The sequence below is a fragment of the Catenulispora sp. GAS73 genome (assembly GCF_041262085.1).
Lineage (GTDB): Bacteria > Actinomycetota > Actinomycetes > Streptomycetales > Catenulisporaceae > Catenulispora.
The window spans coordinates 1-19,381 of sequence record NZ_JBGCCM010000003.1 but is presented as its reverse complement, the minus strand read 5'-3'; the positions used below and the strand labels follow the sequence as shown (position 1 = coordinate 19,381).

The window sequence follows — 19,381 nt, the reverse complement described above, 5'->3', positions numbered from 1 at the left end:
TCGGCAGCAGGGGCGGTCCCGCTGTGCAATCAGTGTGCGCACATTGTGAAGTGCTGTCGCAAGACTACTCACCGTGTCAGTCGGATCACAACGTCCTCAGCGCCCCTCAGGAGGAAGACAGCCGTGAGACTCACCACAGCGTTCCCGAGAACGTCCAGCAAGCTCCTCAAACTCATGGCGGCCCTGGTGCTGCTGCTGTCCTCGTTCGCCCTGACCACGGGCCCGGCGTCCGCCTCGACCGGCGACATCGTCTCCATCGCGAACGCGAACATCGGCGACCACGCCTGCGACACCAACAGCGCCGGCGGCCAGGGCTACTACACCAGCTGCACCGGCGCCGGCGGATCCCCGGAGAACTGGTGCGCCGACTTCGCGATGTGGGTCTGGGCCCAGGCCGGCTACGACGTGTCCGGCCTGTCCCCGGCGGCCGGCAGCTTCGGCGAGTACGGCTCGGGCCTGCACTCGACCCCGCAGGTCGGCGACGCGGTGGTGTTCAACTACAACGGCGCCGGCTACGCCGACCACGTCGCCCTGGTCACCGCCGTGAACTCCGACGGGACCATCCAGAGCGTCGGCGGCAACGAGGTCACCAACGACCCCTCGACGTCCTCGGTCAACAGCAACACCTACGACGGCACCGTCGGCTACAGCTCCTACTGGGGCATGAACATCAGCGGCTACGTCTCCCCGAACGGCGGCGGAGGAGGCGGAGGTCCCTCGGTCTCCGGCATGGGCCGGTGCGACACCTCGTCGAACGCCGACTGCTGGAACACCGCGGCCGGCGACGGCTCGGACTGCCACAGCGGGCACTTCTGCATCTACACCGGCCCGAACTACTCGGGAACGGTGTTCTCCTTCTACAACTGCCAGAACAACGGCGCCGACTGGGCACTGCAGAACTGGAACGGGCCCGGGTCCTATATCAACCAGAACACCGGCGGCGCAGTCGCGAACATCAAGGACCAGAACCACAACGTCTTGACGGCGACCAATCCCGGTGACGTGAACACGTCGTATGACTTCGGCCCGGCCTGGTACATCCAGGCCTGCTGATCGACAGCCGCAACGCCCTCGGCTGGTTGCACGACGTAAGCGATAGCGTCGCCGAACTCCAGGTGCGCGCCGATGACCCGGGCCTGGCCGAGGGCGATGGTCAGGCCGACGCCGACGGCACGACCCGGCTGATCCTCGGCGTCGTGTTGGCGCAGCATCAGGGCCCTACGTCGGCCGACGACCTGCGCGCGGCGCTCGCCACCAGCAGAACCCTGATCCACGGCGTCGGGCAGGCGCTCTCCTCGCTGCGATAGGGGCCCCACAGCGCGGCGGAGGCCTTCGAGACTGACATCGATCCCTGATATCTGGCGTGCCGACTCGACACGCCGCACTCACTGCGCGCCGTGCCCCGAACTGCCGGGCGAGCGCCGTTCAGCCCCTGAAGTCGGCAAACGCCGCGAGCACCGCACCGAGCTGCTGCACAGGCTCGTCCCCGCTGAACCGCAGCACGACGCTCGTCGCGCCGGCCGCCTCAAGCTCCGCGATCCGCGCGGCGGCATCCGCAGGCGTCCCGCTGACGGTGAACACCTCGCTCGGCGCGCGCCCCAGCCAGCCGGCCTGGTCCTCGACCTTGTCGCGCAGCGCCTCCATGGCGTGCTTCGCGTCGTCCGCCACGGCCGCGTAGGCGAACACGATCAGCTCATGGTCCGGCGCGGCTCCGCCCTTCCGGATCAGCGCGAGCGCCGCCTCCAGATCAGCGGGGCCGTTGCCCTCGGCGATCACCGTGCCGTCCGCGAGGCGCCCGGCGAGCTCCAGCGACCGCGGCCGCACGACGCCCAGCACGACCCGCGGCACCACCTCGGGCGGGTGCACCAGCCGTAGATCGTCGATCCGCACCTCCCGGCCTTGCGTCTGCACGCGCTCGCCACGCAGCAACGCGCGCAGCGCTTCGGTCGACTCGCCGAGGAGGGCCAGCGCCGAGCCGGGAGCGGCCCCGACCGACGCCATCCACTCGGTGACGCCGTGCCCGAGACCGGCGACGAACCGGCCGGGGTGGACGCGCGCCAGGAACGCCGTCTCCATCGCCAGCAGCGCCGGATTGCGCAGCGGCGCCGGGGCGATGCCCAGGCCGACCCGCAGCCGCGAGGTCGCCGCCAACGCGAGCGCCGCCGCCGAGATGCCGCCGCCCCATCCGAGGTCTTCGACGACCCACAGGTCGTCGGCACCGAGCGCCTCGACGTCGCGGGCGAAGGCCGGCAGCCCCTCCGGGGGCCAGGCACGGTCGTACATGACACCGATTCGAAGATTCGTCACGCGGCAGGACGCTACCCGACCACGGGCGTCAGCGACGGCGCGTTCTCCTGTGCCATCCGCTCTGTCGACTTTCTCCAAACCTGACAACCTCTTCGAGGTCCCACCCGGTCTATGTCAGTACCGCGCCCGCCACCCGGCGGGCGCCATAGCGCTTGGCGAAATCAGGACGGGGCGGGATGAGCGCAGACACCCTCATAGCGGAGACCGAGGAGACGGCGTCGTGGAGACGTCGGCTGCATCGGGGCACCGTCCGGGATCTCCTGACGCAGCTGGTGTATCGCGACCTGTTCGGGGTGCGGGTCGGCGTGCTGCTGCTCATCTTCCCGCTGTTCATCGCCTCGATGGGGCTCAGCGTCACCGGCCGCCAGGGGTGGAACCATCCGCCGGACAGCCGGTACTACCTGACGATGATGGCGCGGGACATGGGACACTCGCTGCCGTCCTCGATCAAGCTTGAGCAGCAGGTGTCGCCGGGCACCCACCTGGCGCCCTGGTACTTCGCCGACAACGATCCGACGTGGCAGCTGGTCCGGACCCGGATCCTGTATCCGGTGTTGTCGATGCCGTTCATCCGGCTTTGGGGGCTCTCCGGCGGGTCGCTGATGATCCCGGTGCTCGGCGACGTGCTGTTCCTGTGGGCGATCGCGCGGGTGCTGCAGCGGCTGTACGGGCCGGCGGTCGCGGTGATCGTGACCGGGGCGTTCAGCCTGGTGAACCCGATCTGGGGCTTCTCCTGGGCCGGTACCGACACCCTGGCGATGGGGCTGACGGCCGCGCTGGTGGCGTGCTTCCCCATCGGGCGGCGCGCGGCGCGTTCCCAGCTGGCGTGGATGGGCATCGTGGCGCTGTTCATCCCCCTGACGCGGCAGGTCGGCGTGCTCGCGCCGGCGATGGCCGGCGCCGGCTGGCTGTGGGCGCTGGCGCGGGAGCGGACATGGCGGAACCGGTGGCTGAGTTCGCTGGTGGTAACCTCGGCGGTGACGCTGACGACGCAGGTCGTGAGCATGACGCTGGCCAGGACGGACACCGGCGGGGTGCTGAGCCGCGGGCAGACCACCACGTGGGGCGTGGTCAGGCAGTTCATCCACTACCTGAAGATCGTCACCGAAGAAGCCTGCACCTACATGTGGCACAACGACCGCACGCTGTACGCGCTGCTGATCGCAGCCGGCATCGCGGTGGTGGTCCGGATCAAGTCGGACGCCGCGGCGGTGTTCTTCGGAGCGGTCTGCGCGACCTACGTCATCACCGCCGGCGTCGGCTACTCCACCCTCATGCGCTACGAGATGATCATGTTCCCGGCCGCCGCCGTAGCCGCCGGCGAGCTGGTGTCGCTGCTGGTCGGGGACCGTGCCCCGAAGACTCCTGAGACTCCTGAGACAACGGCCCCGGCCACGACGCGCGCCCGCTTCGGCCTGATCCCCGCGCTGGCAGCCACCCCGCCCGGCCGCTTCCTGGGACTACACCTGCCACGCGACGAGCGCTACCGCCCGCAGCTGCTCGCAGGCGGCGCCGTGTTCGCAATCGTGGTCGGCATCTCGATCCCAGGCTCCTGGAGCTCGGCGGCCGACGCACCCTCCTCCCCCTCGATCGCCGCGGCGCAGGGCACGCAGCCCTACGCGATCCGACCGCTGGCCAAGCCCGGCGCCGGGGTGACGCTGCGCGCGGCCTTCTACCAGGCCTCCGCACTGGCCGTGGACAAGGCAGGCCTGGAAGGCACCTTCGACTGGGTCCACCAACTCCGCTTCCGCCCCCTGGCGCCGGACCAGCTCGGCTGGAACCAGCGCGACAAGAAGGACGGCACGTACGTGGTGTACCCGAACTCCCTCGGCCAGGATCTGGGCGGGCTGGAGGCCTTCGGCCGCGCCATCTCGCTGGACCGGACAGTGCGCCCCGACACGATCAAGATCCTCGACCGCCAGGTCAGCCCCTACGGCGAGGACGTCGTGTTCACGGTCGAGGACTCGTCGGGCCACCAGCACCGGGGCACCGCGACCACGCTGTACCCGATCTGGAACAAGCAGGATCCGGGGGACGTCACGTCGCTGATCTTCGACGCTTCTTGATTCGCTCGGGCGGCGGCTGGGGGTTTGAGAGGGCGGTCGCCGACGGCTGGCGGCGACCAGCCGATCGGCGGGCCATTTCCGGCCACCAGCCGGGTATCGATCGCGCGGCGAGAAGGAGAGGCTGGCTGGCATGATCCAGCCGACCCCCGGCACCGAGCAGGCTGACCAGGCCCATCAGGCCGACCACGCACCTGACGCCCGCCTCAAGGCCGCCGGCATCCGGCCGATCGACACGCTCCAGCCTCCCGCAAGCACCGCCGGCGCCGACGAAGCTGAACAGGTGATCACCGCACCATCACCAGCAGCACCAACCCGCCTCGTCGGCCTCGACCTGGCCCGCGCCCTCGCCGTGTTCGGCATGTTCGCCGCACACGTCGGCCCCGATCCGTCGGTCGGCGGCCCGGAGGGCGCACTGATGCTCCTGTCCCACGGCAGAGCGTCGACGCTGTTCGCACTCCTGGCCGGCGCCTCACTGGCGATCATCGCCGGCCGCCGAGTGCCACGGACCGGGGCGGCGGGGCGGCAGGCCACGGCACGGATCGCGATCCGGGCGGTGCTCCTCCTGACCCTCGGGGCAGCGCTGACCGCGTCGGGCACGCCGGTCGAGGTCATCCTCGCCTACTACGGCGTCTACTTCCTGCTCGCGCTGCCCCTGGTTCGCCTGCGAGCAGGCACGCTCGCGGCCATCGCCGTGACGTGGGCGCTGGCCGGACCGCAGCTCTCCTACCTGCTGCGCGACGTCTTCGAGCTCGGCGACGGCACGACCGGCCGCTTCGAGGGCCCGATCGCGCTCCTGCTCACCGGCGGCTATCCGGCGCTGACGTGGATGCCGTTCGTGATCGCCGGCATGGCGCTGGCCCGCCTCGACCTGAGCGCCACGAGCGTACTCAGACGTCTGGCAGTCCTCGGCGCCGGCCTCACCGCTGCCGGCTACGGCCTGTCCTGGCTGCTCCTCCACACCTTCCCGCAGCTGACGGACATGGTCACCGTCGTATCCGGCAGCGACGGGGAAAACGGCACCGTCCCGACCGACAGCACCGCCAACCTCCTGGTCGCCTCTCCGCACAGCGGCACCACGTTCGAGATCCTCGGCAACACCGGAGTCGCGATCCTCACCGTGGTCGGCAGCATCGCGCTCCTCGACCGTCTCCCCCACGCGCGCCGCCTCCTGACGCCGGTGATCGCCGTCGGCACGATGTCCCTGACGGTCTACGTCGGCCACCTCGTCGGCATCAGCGTCCTCGGGATCGACGACCAATCGGACGAACCGCTGTGGGTGCTGCTCGCGTTCATGATGACGGCCATCGTGTTCGCAAGCCTGTGGTCCCGCCGGTTTCAGCGCGGGCCGCTGGAGTACCTGCTCAACGCGGCCACCAAGCCCGCGGCACGACTCGACCGCGTCTAAGAACTGAGGCCGCGTCTACTAGCCCGCGCAGTACCCGCCATGATCGAGGTCCGCGCGCGCCGCATTTTCCCGCATCGCAGCGCTCAGCTTCTTGATGTTAACCAATCCTTTGCCTCCGACGGTATTTCCCTTGTCACGGTCCGTATCTAGCATCACCGGTGCTGCCTTCTCCACGCCCCACCGCTCCCACAAGGAGAGATTCCATGCGGATGAATCGCAAAGCCCTGTCGCTGACCGCGGCGCTCGGCACCGTCGCGCTGGCCGCCGCCGTCGTCCCGTTCGCCACGGCGTCCACCCCGACCACGCGGGTCGCGTCCCCGGCCACCGCCGGTGTCGTCCCGACGCCCGACCACGTCGTCGTCGTGATGGAGGAGAACCACTCCTACGACGACATCATCGGCAGCTCCGACGCTCCCTACATCAACTCCCTGGCATCCTCGGGCGCGCTGCTGACCAACTCGTTCGCCGTCACCCACCCGAGCGAGCCGAACTACATGGCGCTGTTCGGCGGCGACACCTTCGGTCTGTCCTCGGACAAGTGCCCGGTCAGCGAGGGCAGCACCGCGAACCTCGGATCGGAGCTGCTGGCGGCCGGCAAGACGTTCAAGGGCTACTCCGAGGACCTGCCGAAGACCGGCTCGACGAGCTGCACCTCCGGCGCCTACGCGCGCAAGCACTCGCCGTGGGTGAACTTCAGCAACGTGCCGAGCTCGGACTCGGTGCCGTTCAGCCAGTTCCCCAGCGACTACTCGACGCTGCCGACGCTGTCCTTCGTCATCCCGAACCTGGACGACGACATGCACGACGGCACCGTCGGCGACGGTGACACCTGGCTGCAGAACAACCTGTCGGCGTACGCGACCTGGGCTCAGTCCCACAACAGCCTCCTGATCGTCACCTGGGACGAGGACGACTACACCGAGAGCAACCAGATCCCGACGATCGTCGTCGGCGCCGGCGTGAACCCCGGCCAGTACAGCGAGCAGGTCGACCACTACAACCTGCTGGCCACCCTGGAGCAGATGTACGGCCTGTCGCCGGTCGGCAACAGCTCGGGCGCCGCCGCCATCACCGACATCTGGAGCTGAGCACGCGCGCCTGACCTGATCGGCGCAGCGCGCGGCGGACGACCCGAGCCCTCCGGGTCGTCCGCAGTGTGCTGTGTGCAGGATCAGAGCCCGTATTCAGTCGTATTCAGACGAGGAAAGGAACCCCGAGCTTCATGCGCCGTGCCTCCTGGCAGGTACGCCTCGCGGTGCTGCCGATCGCGACAGCGGTCGCCGTGGTGGCGGGCGTCGCGCAGTCCCACCCGACGGCAGCCGGCGGCCCGATCGCCGTCCGCGCCGCCGATTGCGGCACCCCTCCCGCCGCCGCAGACGCCGGACGCGTCGACTTCGCGGTCACCGACGACACGAACGTCTTCGCGACGGTCTACCTCGTGGACACCGCGAACCGGGTCTACGCGGAGATCCCGTGGCTGACGCCGGGACGCACGCTGCCCCTGGCCACGACCCTCGGGGCGGGCCGCTATGCGATCCGGTGCGTGCTGTCCAACGGCAAGGTCCACACCACGTCGCAGTTCTCTGTCTCGGGGACGACTTCGGGCGCGGTCGCCGGCTACAAACCGCTGCCGGACCTGGACCTGACCGCGCCGGTGAAGGCTTATCGCGCCTGGCTGGGCACCGCATTGCCGAAGCTGCTCGCCGCCTCGCAGACCTTGGACGCTGACATCGCGCGCGGCGATCTGCAGGCCGCGAAGACGGACTGGCTGACGGCCCACCTCGACTACGAACGCCTGGGCGCCGCGTACAACTCGTTCGGCGACTTCGACGCCGCGATCGATGGGACCGCGGCCGGGCTGCCGGACGGCACGGCGGACAAGAGCTGGGCCGGTCTGCACGCCATCGAATACGGACTCTGGCACAGCAGCTCCGCACTCGCCATCAGGCCGCTGACACAGGCCCTCGTCTCCTCGGTCCAGGGGCTGATCGACGACTTCCCGAGCGAGGAAGTCGATCCCGGCGACCTGCCGCTGCGTGCCCACGAAATCCTGGAGAACACCCTGCAGTTCCAGATCACCGCGACGGCGGACGCGGGCAGCGGCACGAGCCTGGCGACGGCGTACTCGAACACCGAGGGCACGCGCGAAGTGCTCAGCGTTCTGGCCCCGCTGATCGACGACCGGGCTCCGGGCCTGCGTGCCCGCCTTGAAACGGAGATCAGCACTCTGCAAAGCGACCTGACCGCGACCCGCGACGCCTCCGGCGCCTGGACTCCGGCCCCGGCCATCACCGCCGCGCAGCGCCGACGCATCGACGCCGACCTGGACCAGCTGCTCGAAGACCTGTCCACGATCCCTGATCTGCTGGCCCCGAGGACGAACGCATGACCGGCCTGGCACGACGCTCATTCCTGCGCGGCGCGGCGGTCGGAGCCGCCTCGGCGGCCGCGGTCGGCGGTGCAGCGGGGGTCGCTGCGGCTGCTGTGGCGGACTCCGGTCCCGGGCCGTCGGGGCGGCGGATCGCTTTCGAGGGCGCGCATCAGGCCGGGATTCTCACTGCGCCACAGGATGCTGCGACGTTTATGGCGTTCAACGTCACGGCGCGGAGCGAGGGCGATCTCAGGACTCTGTTCCAGACGCTGACCGAGCGCGTCAGATTCCTGACGTCCGGTGGTTTGCCGGCGGCGACCGACGTGGCGTCCCCGCCGACCGACAGCGAGACCATCGGCGCGAGCGTCCCGTCCGACGGCCTGACGGTGACGGTCGGGGTCGGGGCGTCGCTGTTCGACGACCGCTTCGGCCTGGCGAGCCGCAAGCCGGCCCGGCTCACCCCGATGCCGGTGTTCCCGGACGACCACGTCGAGGGGTCCACGGAGCTGCACGGTGACGTGATGCTCCAGATCTGCGCGGACTCGCGGGACACGGTGATGCACGCGGTGCGCGACCTCGCCAAGCACACGCGCGGCGGGATGCAGCCGTTGTGGAAGGTCGACGGCTTCCACGCCGCGCCACGGCCCGACGGAACGCCGCGCAACCAGCTCGGATTCAAAGACGGGATCGCAAATCCAGACGTCTCGAAGACGTCCGTGACCGAGGACCTGATCTGGACTCGGGGCGGCGGCGCCGAGCCGGCCTGGACGGAGGGCGGCTCCTACCAGGTGGTACGCATTATCAGGATGCTGGTGGAGTTCTGGGACCGGGTGTCGTTGCACGAGCAGGAGAACATGATCGGCCGCCGGCGCGACAGCGGGGCGCCGCTGGACGGCTCGGCGGAGCACGACACGCCGGACTATCCGGCCGATCCGCGCGGCCTGGTGATCCCCGCGAACGCCCACATCCGGCTCGCGAACCCGCGCACCGCCGCGACCGACAAGCAGCAGATCCTGCGGCGGGGCTACAACTACGAGCGGGGCCTGGACGTGAACGGGAACCTGGACGTCGGCCTGATCTTCTGCTGCTACCAACAGGACGTGCGGCGGCAGTTCCAGGCGGTGCAGGCCCGGCTGGCCGGCGAGCCGCTGGTCGACTACATCCAGCCGACCGGCGGCGGATACTTCTTCGCGCTGCCCGGGGTCCGGGATGCCGGGGACTTCTTCGGGTCGGGGCTGCTGGGGCGCTGATCAGGCTTCTGTGATCGCTTCGCGCACCACGGGCCGTCGCGGGTCTGCACCGACGGGACGGTACCTGTATCGTGCGGTTCGGCATCGCGGATGCGGCCCTGTCAGCTGGTCCTCACCCAGCAGGTCCCCGCCAGAAAGGGGCCGAACAGTGCTGACCCGGCTGCGCCGTCGGTCGACCGCCATCGCGGCCGGGGTCGTCGCGCTGCTGCTGGTCGCGGTCCTGATCGCCAACAGCGTGATCAAGCACGTCGCCGAGGGCCGCATCGCGCGCCTGGCGGCGTGCCGCCTGCAGGCCACCGGCCCGGTCCACGCCTCGCTGCCCGGGACGTTCGCCGGCCTCGGCGCGGTGTTCGGCAGCGTGGGCGACGTCCGCGTACAGGCCGACGGCGTCCCGCGCGACGGCGTCACGGCCCACGTCGACGCGGTGCTCCACGACGTCACCCCCGGCGGCGCCACCAGCGGCGGCACAGCGGTCGCGACCGCCGCCTACAGCGCCATGACGCAGCAACTGGTGCAGATGTCAGGACTCGCCGACCCGACGATGGCCGCGGACGGCGCGGGCCTACTCATCACCGGCACCCGCTCCGGCCTCCCGGTGACCGTCCATGCCACGATCAGCACGAGCCCCGACACCTTCACCATCACCCCGACCACAGTCAGGGTCCTGGGACGCGACCTCACGGTCGCGACGCTGACATCGATCCCGCTGGTCAAAGACCTGGCACGCCAACTGGACCCGAAGGTCTTCCCGCTGCCGAACCTACCCGACGGCGCGGTACTGACCGCGGTGCGGGCGGGAGCCTCGGGGCTGAGCCTGGACTTCTCGGTGCCGAAGCGGAGCGGCAGCAAGGCGGACACGGCGTGTCCGTCGGGTCAGTCGACGACCGATTGAGACACGCCAGGCCGGACGAGCTGGTGCCACATCTTCGCGCCGCCCAGCGTCAGCCCGCCAACGTGCCCTGATGGAAGTACATCCGCCAGCCGGTCTCGGTCAGCCACCACACCGAGCTGCGCCACGCTTTGCGGCCCTGGTTGTCGGCGAAGTAGGTCAGGTGCACGACGCCTGGGGCGAGGAGGGTGCCTGTCAGGTGGCTGACCTGGACCGGGGAGTCCGGGGACACCGAGCCGCCGCTGGTCACTTCCAGGACCGACTCCACGTCCCAGCGGCGGCCGGAGGCTCCGAACTCGACGAAGTCCGGGTGCAGGAGCTCCAGCACGCGGCCTGGGGAGGCGCGTACCTCGGGGTCCAGTAGCTGGAGCTCGCCGTCGATGGCGGCTTGGACGGCCGGATCTCGCTCATGCGTCATGTCTGGAGGCTATGGCTTCCCTGGCCCCGGGGCACCGATAGCCGCGCCGGGCGCATCTCAGTTCACCAAGCCGCACGCCGACCGTTGGCGCGTTCCTCGAACTCGACGCCATCAGCCGCGCCGACACCGCCGTTGACCAGCTTCCGAAGCTCACCGAGCGCCGCGCGCTCCAAAGTACGGACGCTGCTTTGCGCCGCCTCGTACACGCCGTTGATCATGGCGAAGTCGCCGCATCGGCCACGCGCGCAGGGGTTCTCCGTCGCCGGACGGATGCGCCGTGGCTGCGCGCGCCGACCCTCGGCTTCAGCCCTCATGACCTCAGCGGCGGAGTACCGCAGGTCGTACAGCGCTCGATAGGGACGCCAGATCCCAGCCTCGTCGGCCTGGGCGGGCCAAGACGATCCGTGCCGAATGGAACGGGACACTCTTCCTCGCAGGGCGGGGCCGCCGGACCACCCGGCGTGCCCGACCTCTACGAGTCGGCGCCCGTGAACCTGCCTAGAAGTCGATTGCGCATGATCCCCATGATGCCGTACTCCGTCGCCGGACAGAACCGCATATCTGCTGCCCTACCGCTTCGGCGCGGCGGGAAGCACGGGTAGCGCCGGCGAGCTCGACGCGGCAGTCACCGCGTGGGCCTGCCCGTTCGCACCGCCGAGGTCGCGAAGACCGCCGCCGTCCCGCGAATGGGAGAGGCAGCCGCTGCCTATGAGCAGCATCACCAGCCCGATGGCGCTCGCGATGCCTACGTGACTGAGCCGTATACCTGTCATACGAGCAGGCTGCCCGACCGAAGATGAGGTGATGATGAGGCGGCTCCGACGCCCCGCCGGGTCGCCGAGTTGCGGTCACCGCCTCGGACCAGCGGCTGAGCGCGCCTCATCATCCCCTCATGCAGCGCCGGACACAGTAGAACCGTGCCGTGGGTCACGGCATCCACGAACCGGAGGAGCAGACGATGCGCACGTTTCCCGCAGCCGCCACGGCTTTCGCGGCGGTGGCAGCGGTGTGCCTGGCAGCGGGATGCTCGTCGAGCAGCCCGGCCGGAGACGACGACGCTTCGAACCAGTCTTCGCAATCGGCGGTTGGAGCGCCCGCCACCCCCGCACCAGGCGCGAAGCAGGTGGTCCCGCCGCCGATCGGCGCGAAGTTCGACTATCAGCTCGGCGGCGCCTATCCGGTCCCGGCAGGCGTCCAGGTCGTCTCCCGCGACAGCACCGCCAGTCCGGCCGCAGGTGTCTACAGCATCTGCTACATCAACGCGTTCCAAGCACAACCCGGCACCGCGAGCTGGTGGCAGGCCAACCACCCCGACCTGCTGCTCACCGACGCCGACGGCGCGCCGGTCATCGACAAGGACTGGAACGAACAACTCCTGGACGTCTCCACCGACGCCAAGCGCGCCGCACTCGCAAAGGTCGAATACGCCTGGATCGACGCCTGCGCCGCCAAGGGCTTCCAGGCGACCGAGGGCGACAACCTCGACTCCTACCAGCGCTCGAACGGACGCCTCGACGCGTCCCAAGCCGTCGCCTTCGCGACCCTCCTGGCCCAGCACGCGCACGCCGACGGCCTGGCCGTCGGTCAGAAGAACACCACCGAACTCCTCGACCGCCGCCGGCAGATCGGCTTCGACTTCGCCGTCGCCGAGCAATGCGGCGCCACCGGCGAATGCGACCAGTACGCCACGGCCTACGCCGGCCGGGTCCTGGACATCGAGTACGACGACGCCGGGTTCGCCAAGGCCTGCCAGGGCTCGAAGTCGGGGATGTCCGTGGTCCGGCGAGACCGTGACGTCTCCCCCGCGGGCAGCCCCAAGTACGTCTACAGGCAATGCCCGTGACCTCACCCAGCAGCCCAGTACCCTACAAACATGGCCAAACTGATCTACTCAGCCATCGCATCGCTCGACGGATACGTCGAGGACGAGCACGGCGACTTCCAGTGGGCGGCCCCCGACGCCGAGGTGCACGCGTTCGTCAACGACCTGGAACGCCCGATCGGCACCTACCTCTACGGCCGTCGGATGTACGAGACGATGGCCTACTGGGAAACCGTGGACCGCGACACCCAGTCCGCGGAGTCCCGGGACTTCACCGACATCTGGCGCGCCGCTGACAAGATCGTGTACTCGCGAACGCTCCAGGCCCCCTCGACCACACGGACCCGGATCGAATCAGCCTTCGAACCCGCCGCGGTCAGGCAGCTCAAGGAGTCCGCGTCCAGCGATCTGTCCATCGGCGGTGCGGAGATCGCGAGCGCCGCACTGACCGCCGGCCTGGTCGACGAGCTCCAGCTCATCCTCAACCCGATCATCGTCGGCGGCGGGAAGCCGGCGCTCCCCGACGGCTTCCGCGTCGGTCTCGAACTCCTGGACGAGCGGCGCTTCAAGGGCGGCGCCGTCTACCTCCGCTATCGGCTGCGCGCCTGACCGCCGCACGCCGGTCACCCCGAACGCGGATCGGGCCGCCTCCCCTAAGGAAGACGGCCCGATCCGGTCACGCGCTGCCCGCTATGGGTTCACGTTGATGGTCATCGTGCTGGTCGTGTTCTGGATGTTGACGTCGTTGTTGCTCTCCGTCAGGTGGTTGAAGGTGACCGTGCCGACGGCCGGCCCCTGCCCGGACTCCGGAAGCGGGTTGGCCCAGATCCCGAAGCCCGACTTGCCGTTGCCGAACCCGTCGTTGTTGGCGTGCGCCCCGGAGATCGTCATGTTCGTGAACGTGGTGTCCGTGAACGGGTTCTGCGCGGTGCCGCCCACGTAGTCCGTCTGGAACATGATCCCGGTGTACGTCGGGTCGGTGATCGACCCGCTGCTGACCCGGATCCCCTGGAAGGGGTTGGTCGCCGAGAAGGCCCAGATCGCGCCGAACGCCTGGTTGCCCCAGAAGTGCCCGCCGTCACGGGCCAGCGAGAAGTTCTGGATCGTGGTGGTCTGCGGGGCGGGTTCGAACCCTTCGAACGCGAACCCGAAGTTCAGCGAGCTGATCGTCAGACCGGGGTAGCACAGCGTGTCGGAGACGTTGAAGTTCTGGACCGTGTTGGCCCCGCCGCCGTAGATCGCGACACCCGCCGCGCGCCAGGGCGCGATGGCCGTGACGTTCTGGATGGTGTTGTTGATCTCCTTGCAGCCGCTGCAGCTGTCCTGTGCGGCGAACAGCGCGAAGCTGTCGTCGCCGGTGGTGCGCGCCTCGTCGTTGGAGATGAGGTTGTTCTGGCTGCCGTTGGTGAGGTTGATGCCGTCCGCGAGGGTGTCACGGATGCGCATGTTGGTGAACGAGGAGTTCTGCACGGCCGTCAGACCCCAGACACCCACCACGTTGTGCTCGATCCAGACGTTGTCGATCGAGATGTTCGACACGCTGGTGAGCTGGAAGGTGTGACCGGGGCCGTCCACGCGCGTGGTGTAGTTGCCGAACCACGCGAAGCCGCTGAACGACGAGCCGCTGGCCGTGGACTGCACGTCCCAGCCGGTGTCGGTGTTCGTCTGGCCCTGCGGGGCGACGAACTGGGTGTACCAGACGCCGGCGCCGACGACCTTGATCGCCTTGCCGTACACGGTCAGCCGACCGCTCAGCGCGTACTGGCCGGCCGGCAGGTACACGCCGGTGTACTTGCCCGTCGTGTCCTGGCGGACCGTGTCGATGGCGTTCTGCACGTCCTGCTGGGCGAAGCCGGCGGGGACGAGCAGGTGCGCCGGGTCCGGGTTCGCAGTGGGGGCGGTCTGCTCCAGGTTCATGAAGTCGATCGCGTACTGCGAGCTGTTCCCGCTGTCCTTCTTCAACGTGAACACGGTGCCCTGCGGATACGAGTTGGCCAGCAGGAAGCTGGACTCGTCGTAGATGTGCCGCGGCGAGCCGGCGCTCGGGGAGTCGCCGGGACCGGTCTCGGCACCGTAGAGCCACGCGTAGTGCGAGGTCAGGCTCAGCGGCTGCACCAGGTTCCCGTTCGCGTACAGGTCGAGGGTGGCGTTGGTGCCGCCGCCGCCCGACGCGTCCGGGATCGAGTAGCGCAGGACGAAGGTGTTCGTCGACTCCCGCGAGGTCCAGCTGACCGAGTCGCCGGTGTTGTCCAGCGTCACCGCCTTGCGCTGGGTGGCCTCACCGGCGATGTCGCCGATGGTGCGGTTGGGGCCGACGACCGCCGCGGAACCGCCCAGGGTGCCGTCGGTGCTCTTGTAGCTGTCGTAGGGCATGTTCGCACCCTGACCCACGAACAGCGGGGTGTCGGTGGTCAGGTGCGGGACCTTGATCGGCAGCTCGTTCGGGTCGGTCGCGATCACCATGTGCGCGGTGTACTTGCCGTTGACGGCGTTCCACGTGCCCAGGGTCACCGGGGCCGCGGTGGCGCCGGCGGCGATCGCGCCGCTGATCGAACCGGTCAGCGTGGCCACCGTGGTGTTGTTGGAGTCCAGCAGCGTCACGGTGATGCCGTGCGAGCCGCTGGTGGTGGCGATCGTGCCCTGGTTCTTCACCGAGGCGCTGAACGTCACCGTGTTGCCGTTCGACGGGTTCGGCGGCGTCCAGGACAGCGTGCCGACCAGGTCGGCGGACTGCACCGGGGCGACGACCAGGCTCGTCGGGTTGGTGTAGCTCTGGTTGGCCTGCAGCTCGAAGTTCTTCTTCGACTCGTCCACCTTGGTGGTGAGCTGGTAGCTGCCGGCGGTCAGGGTGCCGATCGGCGCCGAGACGGTCTGCGTGGCGCCGGGCGCCAGCGCGCCGACGGTCGTCGAGCCGACCTTGTTGGTGCCCAGGTAGAAGTTCACGTCGGTGGCGACCGAGGCCGCGGTGCCGGCGTTGGAGATGACGGCGGAGGCGGTGACGTTGTCGGTCTCCACCGGCGACGTCGGGGTCCAGGAGGAGCTGGTCGGGGTCAGGTCCGGGTTCGGCGCCGGGGTGCCGAAGACCTGGAGTTCCGCGACCTGCCCGCCGGGGGCGCCGCTGTTGCTGGTGATGGACAGCTCGACGTCCGCGACGCGCGCGCTGACCGGGATGGTGACGGTGTTCTGGTTGCTGTTCGGGTCGAAGGAGTAGGACTGCGCGGCGGCGATCGTGGTGAACGTCGTCGAGCTCTGCTCCCGGCCCAGGACCGCGATGGTCTGGGTGCGGGCCGACCAGGCCGCGGCTGGGTTCAGCTTCACCACGACCGAGGACAGGTCGGCGTTGGCGCCCAGGTGCACGGTCAGGTTCGACGGGTAGGACGAGCCCTCGAAGTACGTGGTCACGTCACCGTCGTCGGCGTTCGCCGGGGCGTAGGTGAACGTGTACGGCGTACCGTCGATCGGCTTGTTCAGGGCCAGGTTGGTCTGAGTACCCCCGGACCCGGTGCGGGTCACGGTGTTGGACGCCGTGGACTCGTTGCCGGCCGCGTCGTGCGCCTCGACGTAGTAGGACACGGTCAGGGAGTCGGCGACCGAGTCGGTGTACGTCAGGGTGCTGCCGGACACGGTGGCGACCTTCGCGTTGTTACGGAAGACGTCATAGCCGGTCACGCCGACGTTGTCGGTGCTCGCGCCCCAGGTCAGCTTCACCTGGCCGGAGGCCGGCTGGGTGTAGGCGAGGTTGGTCGGCGCGGTCGGCGGGCTGGTGTCGCCGCCGCTCGCGCCGGTGCGCGTCACGCTGTTGCTGTTCGCCGACTGGTTGCCCGCCGCGTCGTGCGCCCGCACGAAGTAGGTAACCGTCTCGGTGGTCGGCGGGTTGTCGGTGTAGGTGAGCGCGGTGGCCGGGACCGACGTCAGCAGCGCGTTGTTGGCGTAGACGTCATAGCCGGTGACGGCCACGTTGTCAGTGCTCGCGCCCCAGGTCAGGGCGACCGCGCCGGAGGCGTTCTGGGTGTAGGCGAGGTTGGTCGGGGCGCTCGGCGGAGTGGTGTCGCCGCCGGAGGGGCCGTAGACCTGGAACTCGCTGATCTGGCCGGCCGGCCAGCCGGTGTTCGCGGTGATGTTCAGCCGCACGTACCGGGTGGTGGTCGCGGTGAAGCTGATCGTCACCGTGTTGCCGTTGGCGTTCGGGTCGAACGTGTACCCCGCCGAGGCGACGATGTCGCTGAACGAGGAGCCGTTGGTGCTGCCCTGCACGGCCAGCGTCTGAGTCCGCGCGCCCCACGAGGTGGACGGCGGCAGCTTCAGCACCACCTGGTTGACCGACACCGAGGCGCCGAGGTCGACCTGGAGCCACTGCGGGAAGGCGTTGTCCGAGCTCTCCCAGTAGCTGTTCGCGTCACCGTCGTTGGCGTTGGCCGGCACGTAGTTCTGGGTGTAGCCGCTGGCCGACATGGTCTTGCCGGACGCCAGGTTGTTGGAGGACACCGCGGCGCCGAAGACCTCGAAGTCAGACAGCTGCGCGGCGTTCCAGCCGGTGTTGGCGGTGATGTTCACCCGCACGTAGCGCGCGCTGGTCGCGCCGAAGCTGATCGTCACGGTGTTGCTGTTCGCACTCGGGTCGAAGGTGTAGCCGGCCGAGGCGACGATCGTGGAGAACGTCGAGTTGTCGGTGCTGCCTTGTACCGACAGGGTTTCGGTTCGCGCGCCCCAGGAGGCCGGCAGCTTGAGCACGACCTGGTTCACCGACGTCGCAGCACCCAGATCGACCTGCGCCCACTGCGGGAACGAGCCGTTGGTGCTCTCCCAGTAGGAGTTCGCATCGCTGTCGGTGAGGTTGGAGCCGACGTACGAGGAGTTGGTGCTGGAGACGGAGACCGCCTTACCCAGCGCGAGGTTGGTGCCCGCGGCATGCGCCGCCGTGACCGGCAGCATCGGGAGCAGCGCGGCCGTCATGGCCGCCAGGACCAGGCCGATCGCGCCGCGGCGCCATCGTCTGGCCGGGGCCGGCGAACCGGCCGAGAGTATTCCGTGACGCATCGACTTCCTCGGTTCGTGGGGCGGGAAGGGGGGACGCGTCAGAGCCCTGCGAGACCCTACGAGACAATTCTCGATCAAGTCTTCGATCTTTTCATGACTCTGACGCTTTTTTGCGCCGTGCCATGGGGAAGTTACAGAGGCGCTACCGACAGGTCAAGAGCTGAAGGAGGCCAGAGGAACGATGGGCGAGTTCCGCCGATTGGACGGCTTCACCCCTGTTGGCGTGGAGTCGGCCACCCCGCGTAGATCACGGCCGACCGGATTTGCCAGCCGCCGAAGCAGACCCTGCCCGGTGGTTCACGCGTCTGTAGGAGCGTGGGACGACAAAGCAAGCGAACCGAGCTTGACGCGGACTTCACGGAGTTCGTCGAGGCGAATGCGCACCGTATCCGTGCTCTGGCGCAGTGGCTGAGCGGTGATCCGGACCGGGCCGCCGACCTCGCGCAGTCGGCGCTGGAGCGCACGTACGCGCGATGGGGACGCATCCAGGTCGGGGATCCGATGGCGTACGTCCGCAAGGCTCTGCTCAATCAGCAGCGCGACTGGTGGCGCCGCCGTCAGCATCGCCCGGAGTGGCCGACGGCAGAGGTACCGGACGTCCGTTCCCAGGACGACCACGCGGCCAGCCTCGCGCAGCGGGACGCGATGCTCGCGGCTTTGGCACAGCTCACGCGGCGCGAACGGCAAGTGCTGGTGCTGCGGTACTACGCGGACCTCAGCGATGCGCAGATCGCCGCGGAGCTCGGCATCGCGATCGGCACGGTCAAGAGCACCGCATCGCGCGGGCTGCGCAAGATGCGCGTCCTGCTCAGCTCGGCCGGGGCACCTGTCCCGGCTGATTGGTAAGGCGGCTCCTCCGATTCAGAGGTGGTGTATGGAAACGACTGATGGTTTCGAAAAGCACATGCGCGACGTCCTACACGGCGCGGACGACCAGGCGGCAGGATTCACCGCCGCGCAGGTGATCGTCGCCGGCCGGCACCGCCACCGCGCCCGCACAGCGGCAGCCTCCGGCGTCGCACTGGTCGCGGCCGGCGCGGTGGCGGTGGTGCCGAGCGCACTGGTCGGCGGGTCGGGCTCGGGCGCCAGGTCCGCGCACGGTCACGGCTCAGGCAACGTGGTGGCGGCGGGGGCGGTTTCTTCGTCCGCGGCAACGCCGACATCGAGCACGACGGCGGCACCGTCGGCGTCGCACTCACCGACATCCTCGCCGGTGACGACTTCGTCGTCGTCGGCCATATCGACGTCCCCGAAAGTACGCGTGGTGGCGCCGGGGACAGTCGACATCGGCAACGGCTACAGCCTGATTCTGACGTCGAATTCCGCGACCCTCTCAGGCCACGGCGGCCAGAGCGGCCCGAACTACACCGACAACGGCAACCAGCTCCCCAACTCGATCAGCCTCCAGAGCGCCGACCAGATGGTCGCCGGCCTGTACATCGGCACCGGCGAAGCCGCCACAGGCGTGGTGACCATGGACGGCAAGCCCTACCAGGCCACGATCGTCACCCTGCCCGGCCACCCAGGCTGGAGCGTGGCATACGCACTCATGCCGACCTCCCCGCGAATCAACTCGGTCATGTCGATCAGCGTCTCCAACGCGGCCGGACACCAACTGGCCACACTCACGGTCCCCCCGCACGCGCACTGAGCTCCAACAGCAGGGCACTACCCGCGATCCAGGTTGTGGCGGGGGGGGGGACCCCCCCGCCCCACCCCCCCCCCCCCGCGGGTGGGGGGGCGCGGGGGGGGGGCGGGTTTGACAGTTGGGGCGGGGGGTGGGGGCCCGCGCCGGCCCGGGGGGGCGCCACCGGGG

At 69.4% G+C, this 19,381-nt stretch carries 18 protein-coding genes; 12 read left to right on the top strand and 6 right to left on the bottom strand.

Features of this window, described 5'->3' with window-relative positions:
- The first annotated feature begins 123 nt into the window (after window positions 1-123).
- A complete protein-coding gene (locus tag ABH935_RS05100) occupies window positions 124-1,053 on the top strand; it encodes a CHAP domain-containing protein (RefSeq protein ID WP_370376587.1) in 930 nt (309 codons plus the stop codon).
- A 62-nt stretch (window positions 1,054-1,115) separates the two neighbouring features.
- Complete coding sequence (locus ABH935_RS05095; RefSeq protein ID WP_370376586.1) at window positions 1,116-1,307, top strand: hypothetical protein; 192 nt, start codon at window positions 1,116-1,118, stop codon at window positions 1,305-1,307.
- A gap of 118 nt (window positions 1,308-1,425) precedes the next feature.
- Here the strand turns inward: ABH935_RS05095 and ABH935_RS05090 are convergent, their stop codons facing one another.
- Window positions 1,426-2,307: an LLM class flavin-dependent oxidoreductase gene (locus tag ABH935_RS05090; protein WP_370376585.1), complete on the bottom strand. Its 882-nt coding sequence runs from the start codon at window positions 2,305-2,307 to the stop codon at window positions 1,426-1,428.
- Between the two features lie 176 nt (window positions 2,308-2,483).
- On the opposite strand from ABH935_RS05090, the gene ABH935_RS05085 reads away from it, so the two are divergent.
- Window positions 2,484-4,373 (top strand): hypothetical protein, encoded by a 1,890-nt coding sequence (locus tag ABH935_RS05085; protein WP_370376584.1) that lies wholly within the window; start codon window positions 2,484-2,486, stop codon window positions 4,371-4,373.
- A gap of 130 nt (window positions 4,374-4,503) precedes the next feature.
- Complete coding sequence (locus ABH935_RS05080; RefSeq protein ID WP_370376583.1) at window positions 4,504-5,778, top strand: DUF418 domain-containing protein; 1,275 nt, start codon at window positions 4,504-4,506, stop codon at window positions 5,776-5,778.
- Window positions 5,779-5,796: 18 nt separating this feature from the next.
- On the opposite strand, the gene ABH935_RS05075 is transcribed toward ABH935_RS05080, so the two are convergent.
- Window positions 5,797-5,952 (bottom strand): hypothetical protein, encoded by a 156-nt coding sequence (locus tag ABH935_RS05075; protein ID WP_370376582.1) that lies wholly within the window; start codon window positions 5,950-5,952, stop codon window positions 5,797-5,799.
- A gap of 35 nt (window positions 5,953-5,987) precedes the next feature.
- Here ABH935_RS05075 and ABH935_RS05070 point away from each other — a divergent pair, with 35 nt between their 5' ends.
- The 4 genes from ABH935_RS05070 to ABH935_RS05055 all read left to right on the top strand — a co-directional run bounded on the left by ABH935_RS05070 (window position 5,988) and on the right by ABH935_RS05055 (window position 10,291).
- Window positions 5,988-6,866, top strand: coding sequence for an alkaline phosphatase family protein (locus ABH935_RS05070; RefSeq protein WP_370376932.1), 879 nt, complete (start codon window positions 5,988-5,990; stop codon window positions 6,864-6,866).
- 134 nt (window positions 6,867-7,000) lie between these two features.
- Window positions 7,001-8,167: an EfeM/EfeO family lipoprotein gene (locus ABH935_RS05065; RefSeq protein WP_370376581.1), complete on the top strand. Its 1,167-nt coding sequence runs from the start codon at window positions 7,001-7,003 to the stop codon at window positions 8,165-8,167.
- Window positions 8,164-9,399, top strand: coding sequence for an iron uptake transporter deferrochelatase/peroxidase subunit (efeB, locus tag ABH935_RS05060; RefSeq protein ID WP_370376580.1), 1,236 nt, complete (start codon window positions 8,164-8,166; stop codon window positions 9,397-9,399). Before ABH935_RS05065 ends, efeB begins: the two co-directional genes overlap by 4 nt.
- Window positions 9,400-9,547: 148 nt before the next feature.
- On the top strand, window positions 9,548-10,291 hold the full coding sequence (locus tag ABH935_RS05055) for an LmeA family phospholipid-binding protein (RefSeq protein WP_370376579.1): 744 nt from the start codon (window positions 9,548-9,550) through the stop codon (window positions 10,289-10,291).
- A 49-nt stretch (window positions 10,292-10,340) separates the two neighbouring features.
- Here the strand turns inward: ABH935_RS05055 and ABH935_RS05050 are convergent, their stop codons facing one another.
- The 3 genes from ABH935_RS05050 to ABH935_RS05040 all read right to left on the bottom strand — a co-directional run bounded on the left by ABH935_RS05050 (window position 10,341) and on the right by ABH935_RS05040 (window position 11,479).
- The gene (locus ABH935_RS05050) at window positions 10,341-10,706 is read right to left on the bottom strand and encodes a DUF4440 domain-containing protein (RefSeq protein ID WP_370376578.1); all 366 of its coding nucleotides are present in this window, start codon (window positions 10,704-10,706) and stop codon (window positions 10,341-10,343) included.
- A 62-nt stretch (window positions 10,707-10,768) separates the two neighbouring features.
- Window positions 10,769-11,131, bottom strand: a complete 363-nt coding sequence (locus ABH935_RS05045) for a hypothetical protein (protein ID WP_370376577.1) — start codon at window positions 11,129-11,131, stop codon at window positions 10,769-10,771.
- 144 nt (window positions 11,132-11,275) lie between these two features.
- A complete protein-coding gene (locus ABH935_RS05040) occupies window positions 11,276-11,479 on the bottom strand; it encodes a hypothetical protein (protein WP_370376576.1) in 204 nt (67 codons plus the stop codon).
- A 185-nt stretch (window positions 11,480-11,664) separates the two neighbouring features.
- Between ABH935_RS05040 and ABH935_RS05035 the strand changes: the two genes are divergently transcribed.
- Window positions 11,665-12,549: an endo alpha-1,4 polygalactosaminidase gene (locus tag ABH935_RS05035; RefSeq protein ID WP_370376575.1), complete on the top strand. Its 885-nt coding sequence runs from the start codon at window positions 11,665-11,667 to the stop codon at window positions 12,547-12,549.
- 30 nt (window positions 12,550-12,579) lie between these two features.
- The gene (locus tag ABH935_RS05030; RefSeq protein WP_370376574.1) at window positions 12,580-13,137 is read left to right on the top strand and encodes a dihydrofolate reductase family protein; all 558 of its coding nucleotides are present in this window, start codon (window positions 12,580-12,582) and stop codon (window positions 13,135-13,137) included.
- Between the two features lie 81 nt (window positions 13,138-13,218).
- On the opposite strand, the gene ABH935_RS05025 is transcribed toward ABH935_RS05030, so the two are convergent.
- Complete coding sequence (locus ABH935_RS05025) at window positions 13,219-17,565, bottom strand: discoidin domain-containing protein (protein ID WP_370376573.1); 4,347 nt, start codon at window positions 17,563-17,565, stop codon at window positions 13,219-13,221.
- Window positions 17,566-17,880: 315 nt separating this feature from the next.
- On the opposite strand from ABH935_RS05025, the gene ABH935_RS05020 reads away from it, so the two are divergent.
- A complete protein-coding gene (locus ABH935_RS05020; RefSeq protein ID WP_370376572.1) occupies window positions 17,881-18,411 on the top strand; it encodes a SigE family RNA polymerase sigma factor in 531 nt (176 codons plus the stop codon).
- A 28-nt stretch (window positions 18,412-18,439) separates the two neighbouring features.
- Window positions 18,440-19,216 carry a hypothetical protein gene (locus ABH935_RS05015; protein ID WP_370376571.1) on the top strand — a complete coding sequence of 259 codons (777 nt, stop codon included), beginning with the start codon at window positions 18,440-18,442 and terminating at the stop codon, window positions 19,214-19,216.
- Window positions 19,217-19,381: the final 165 nt, after the last annotated feature.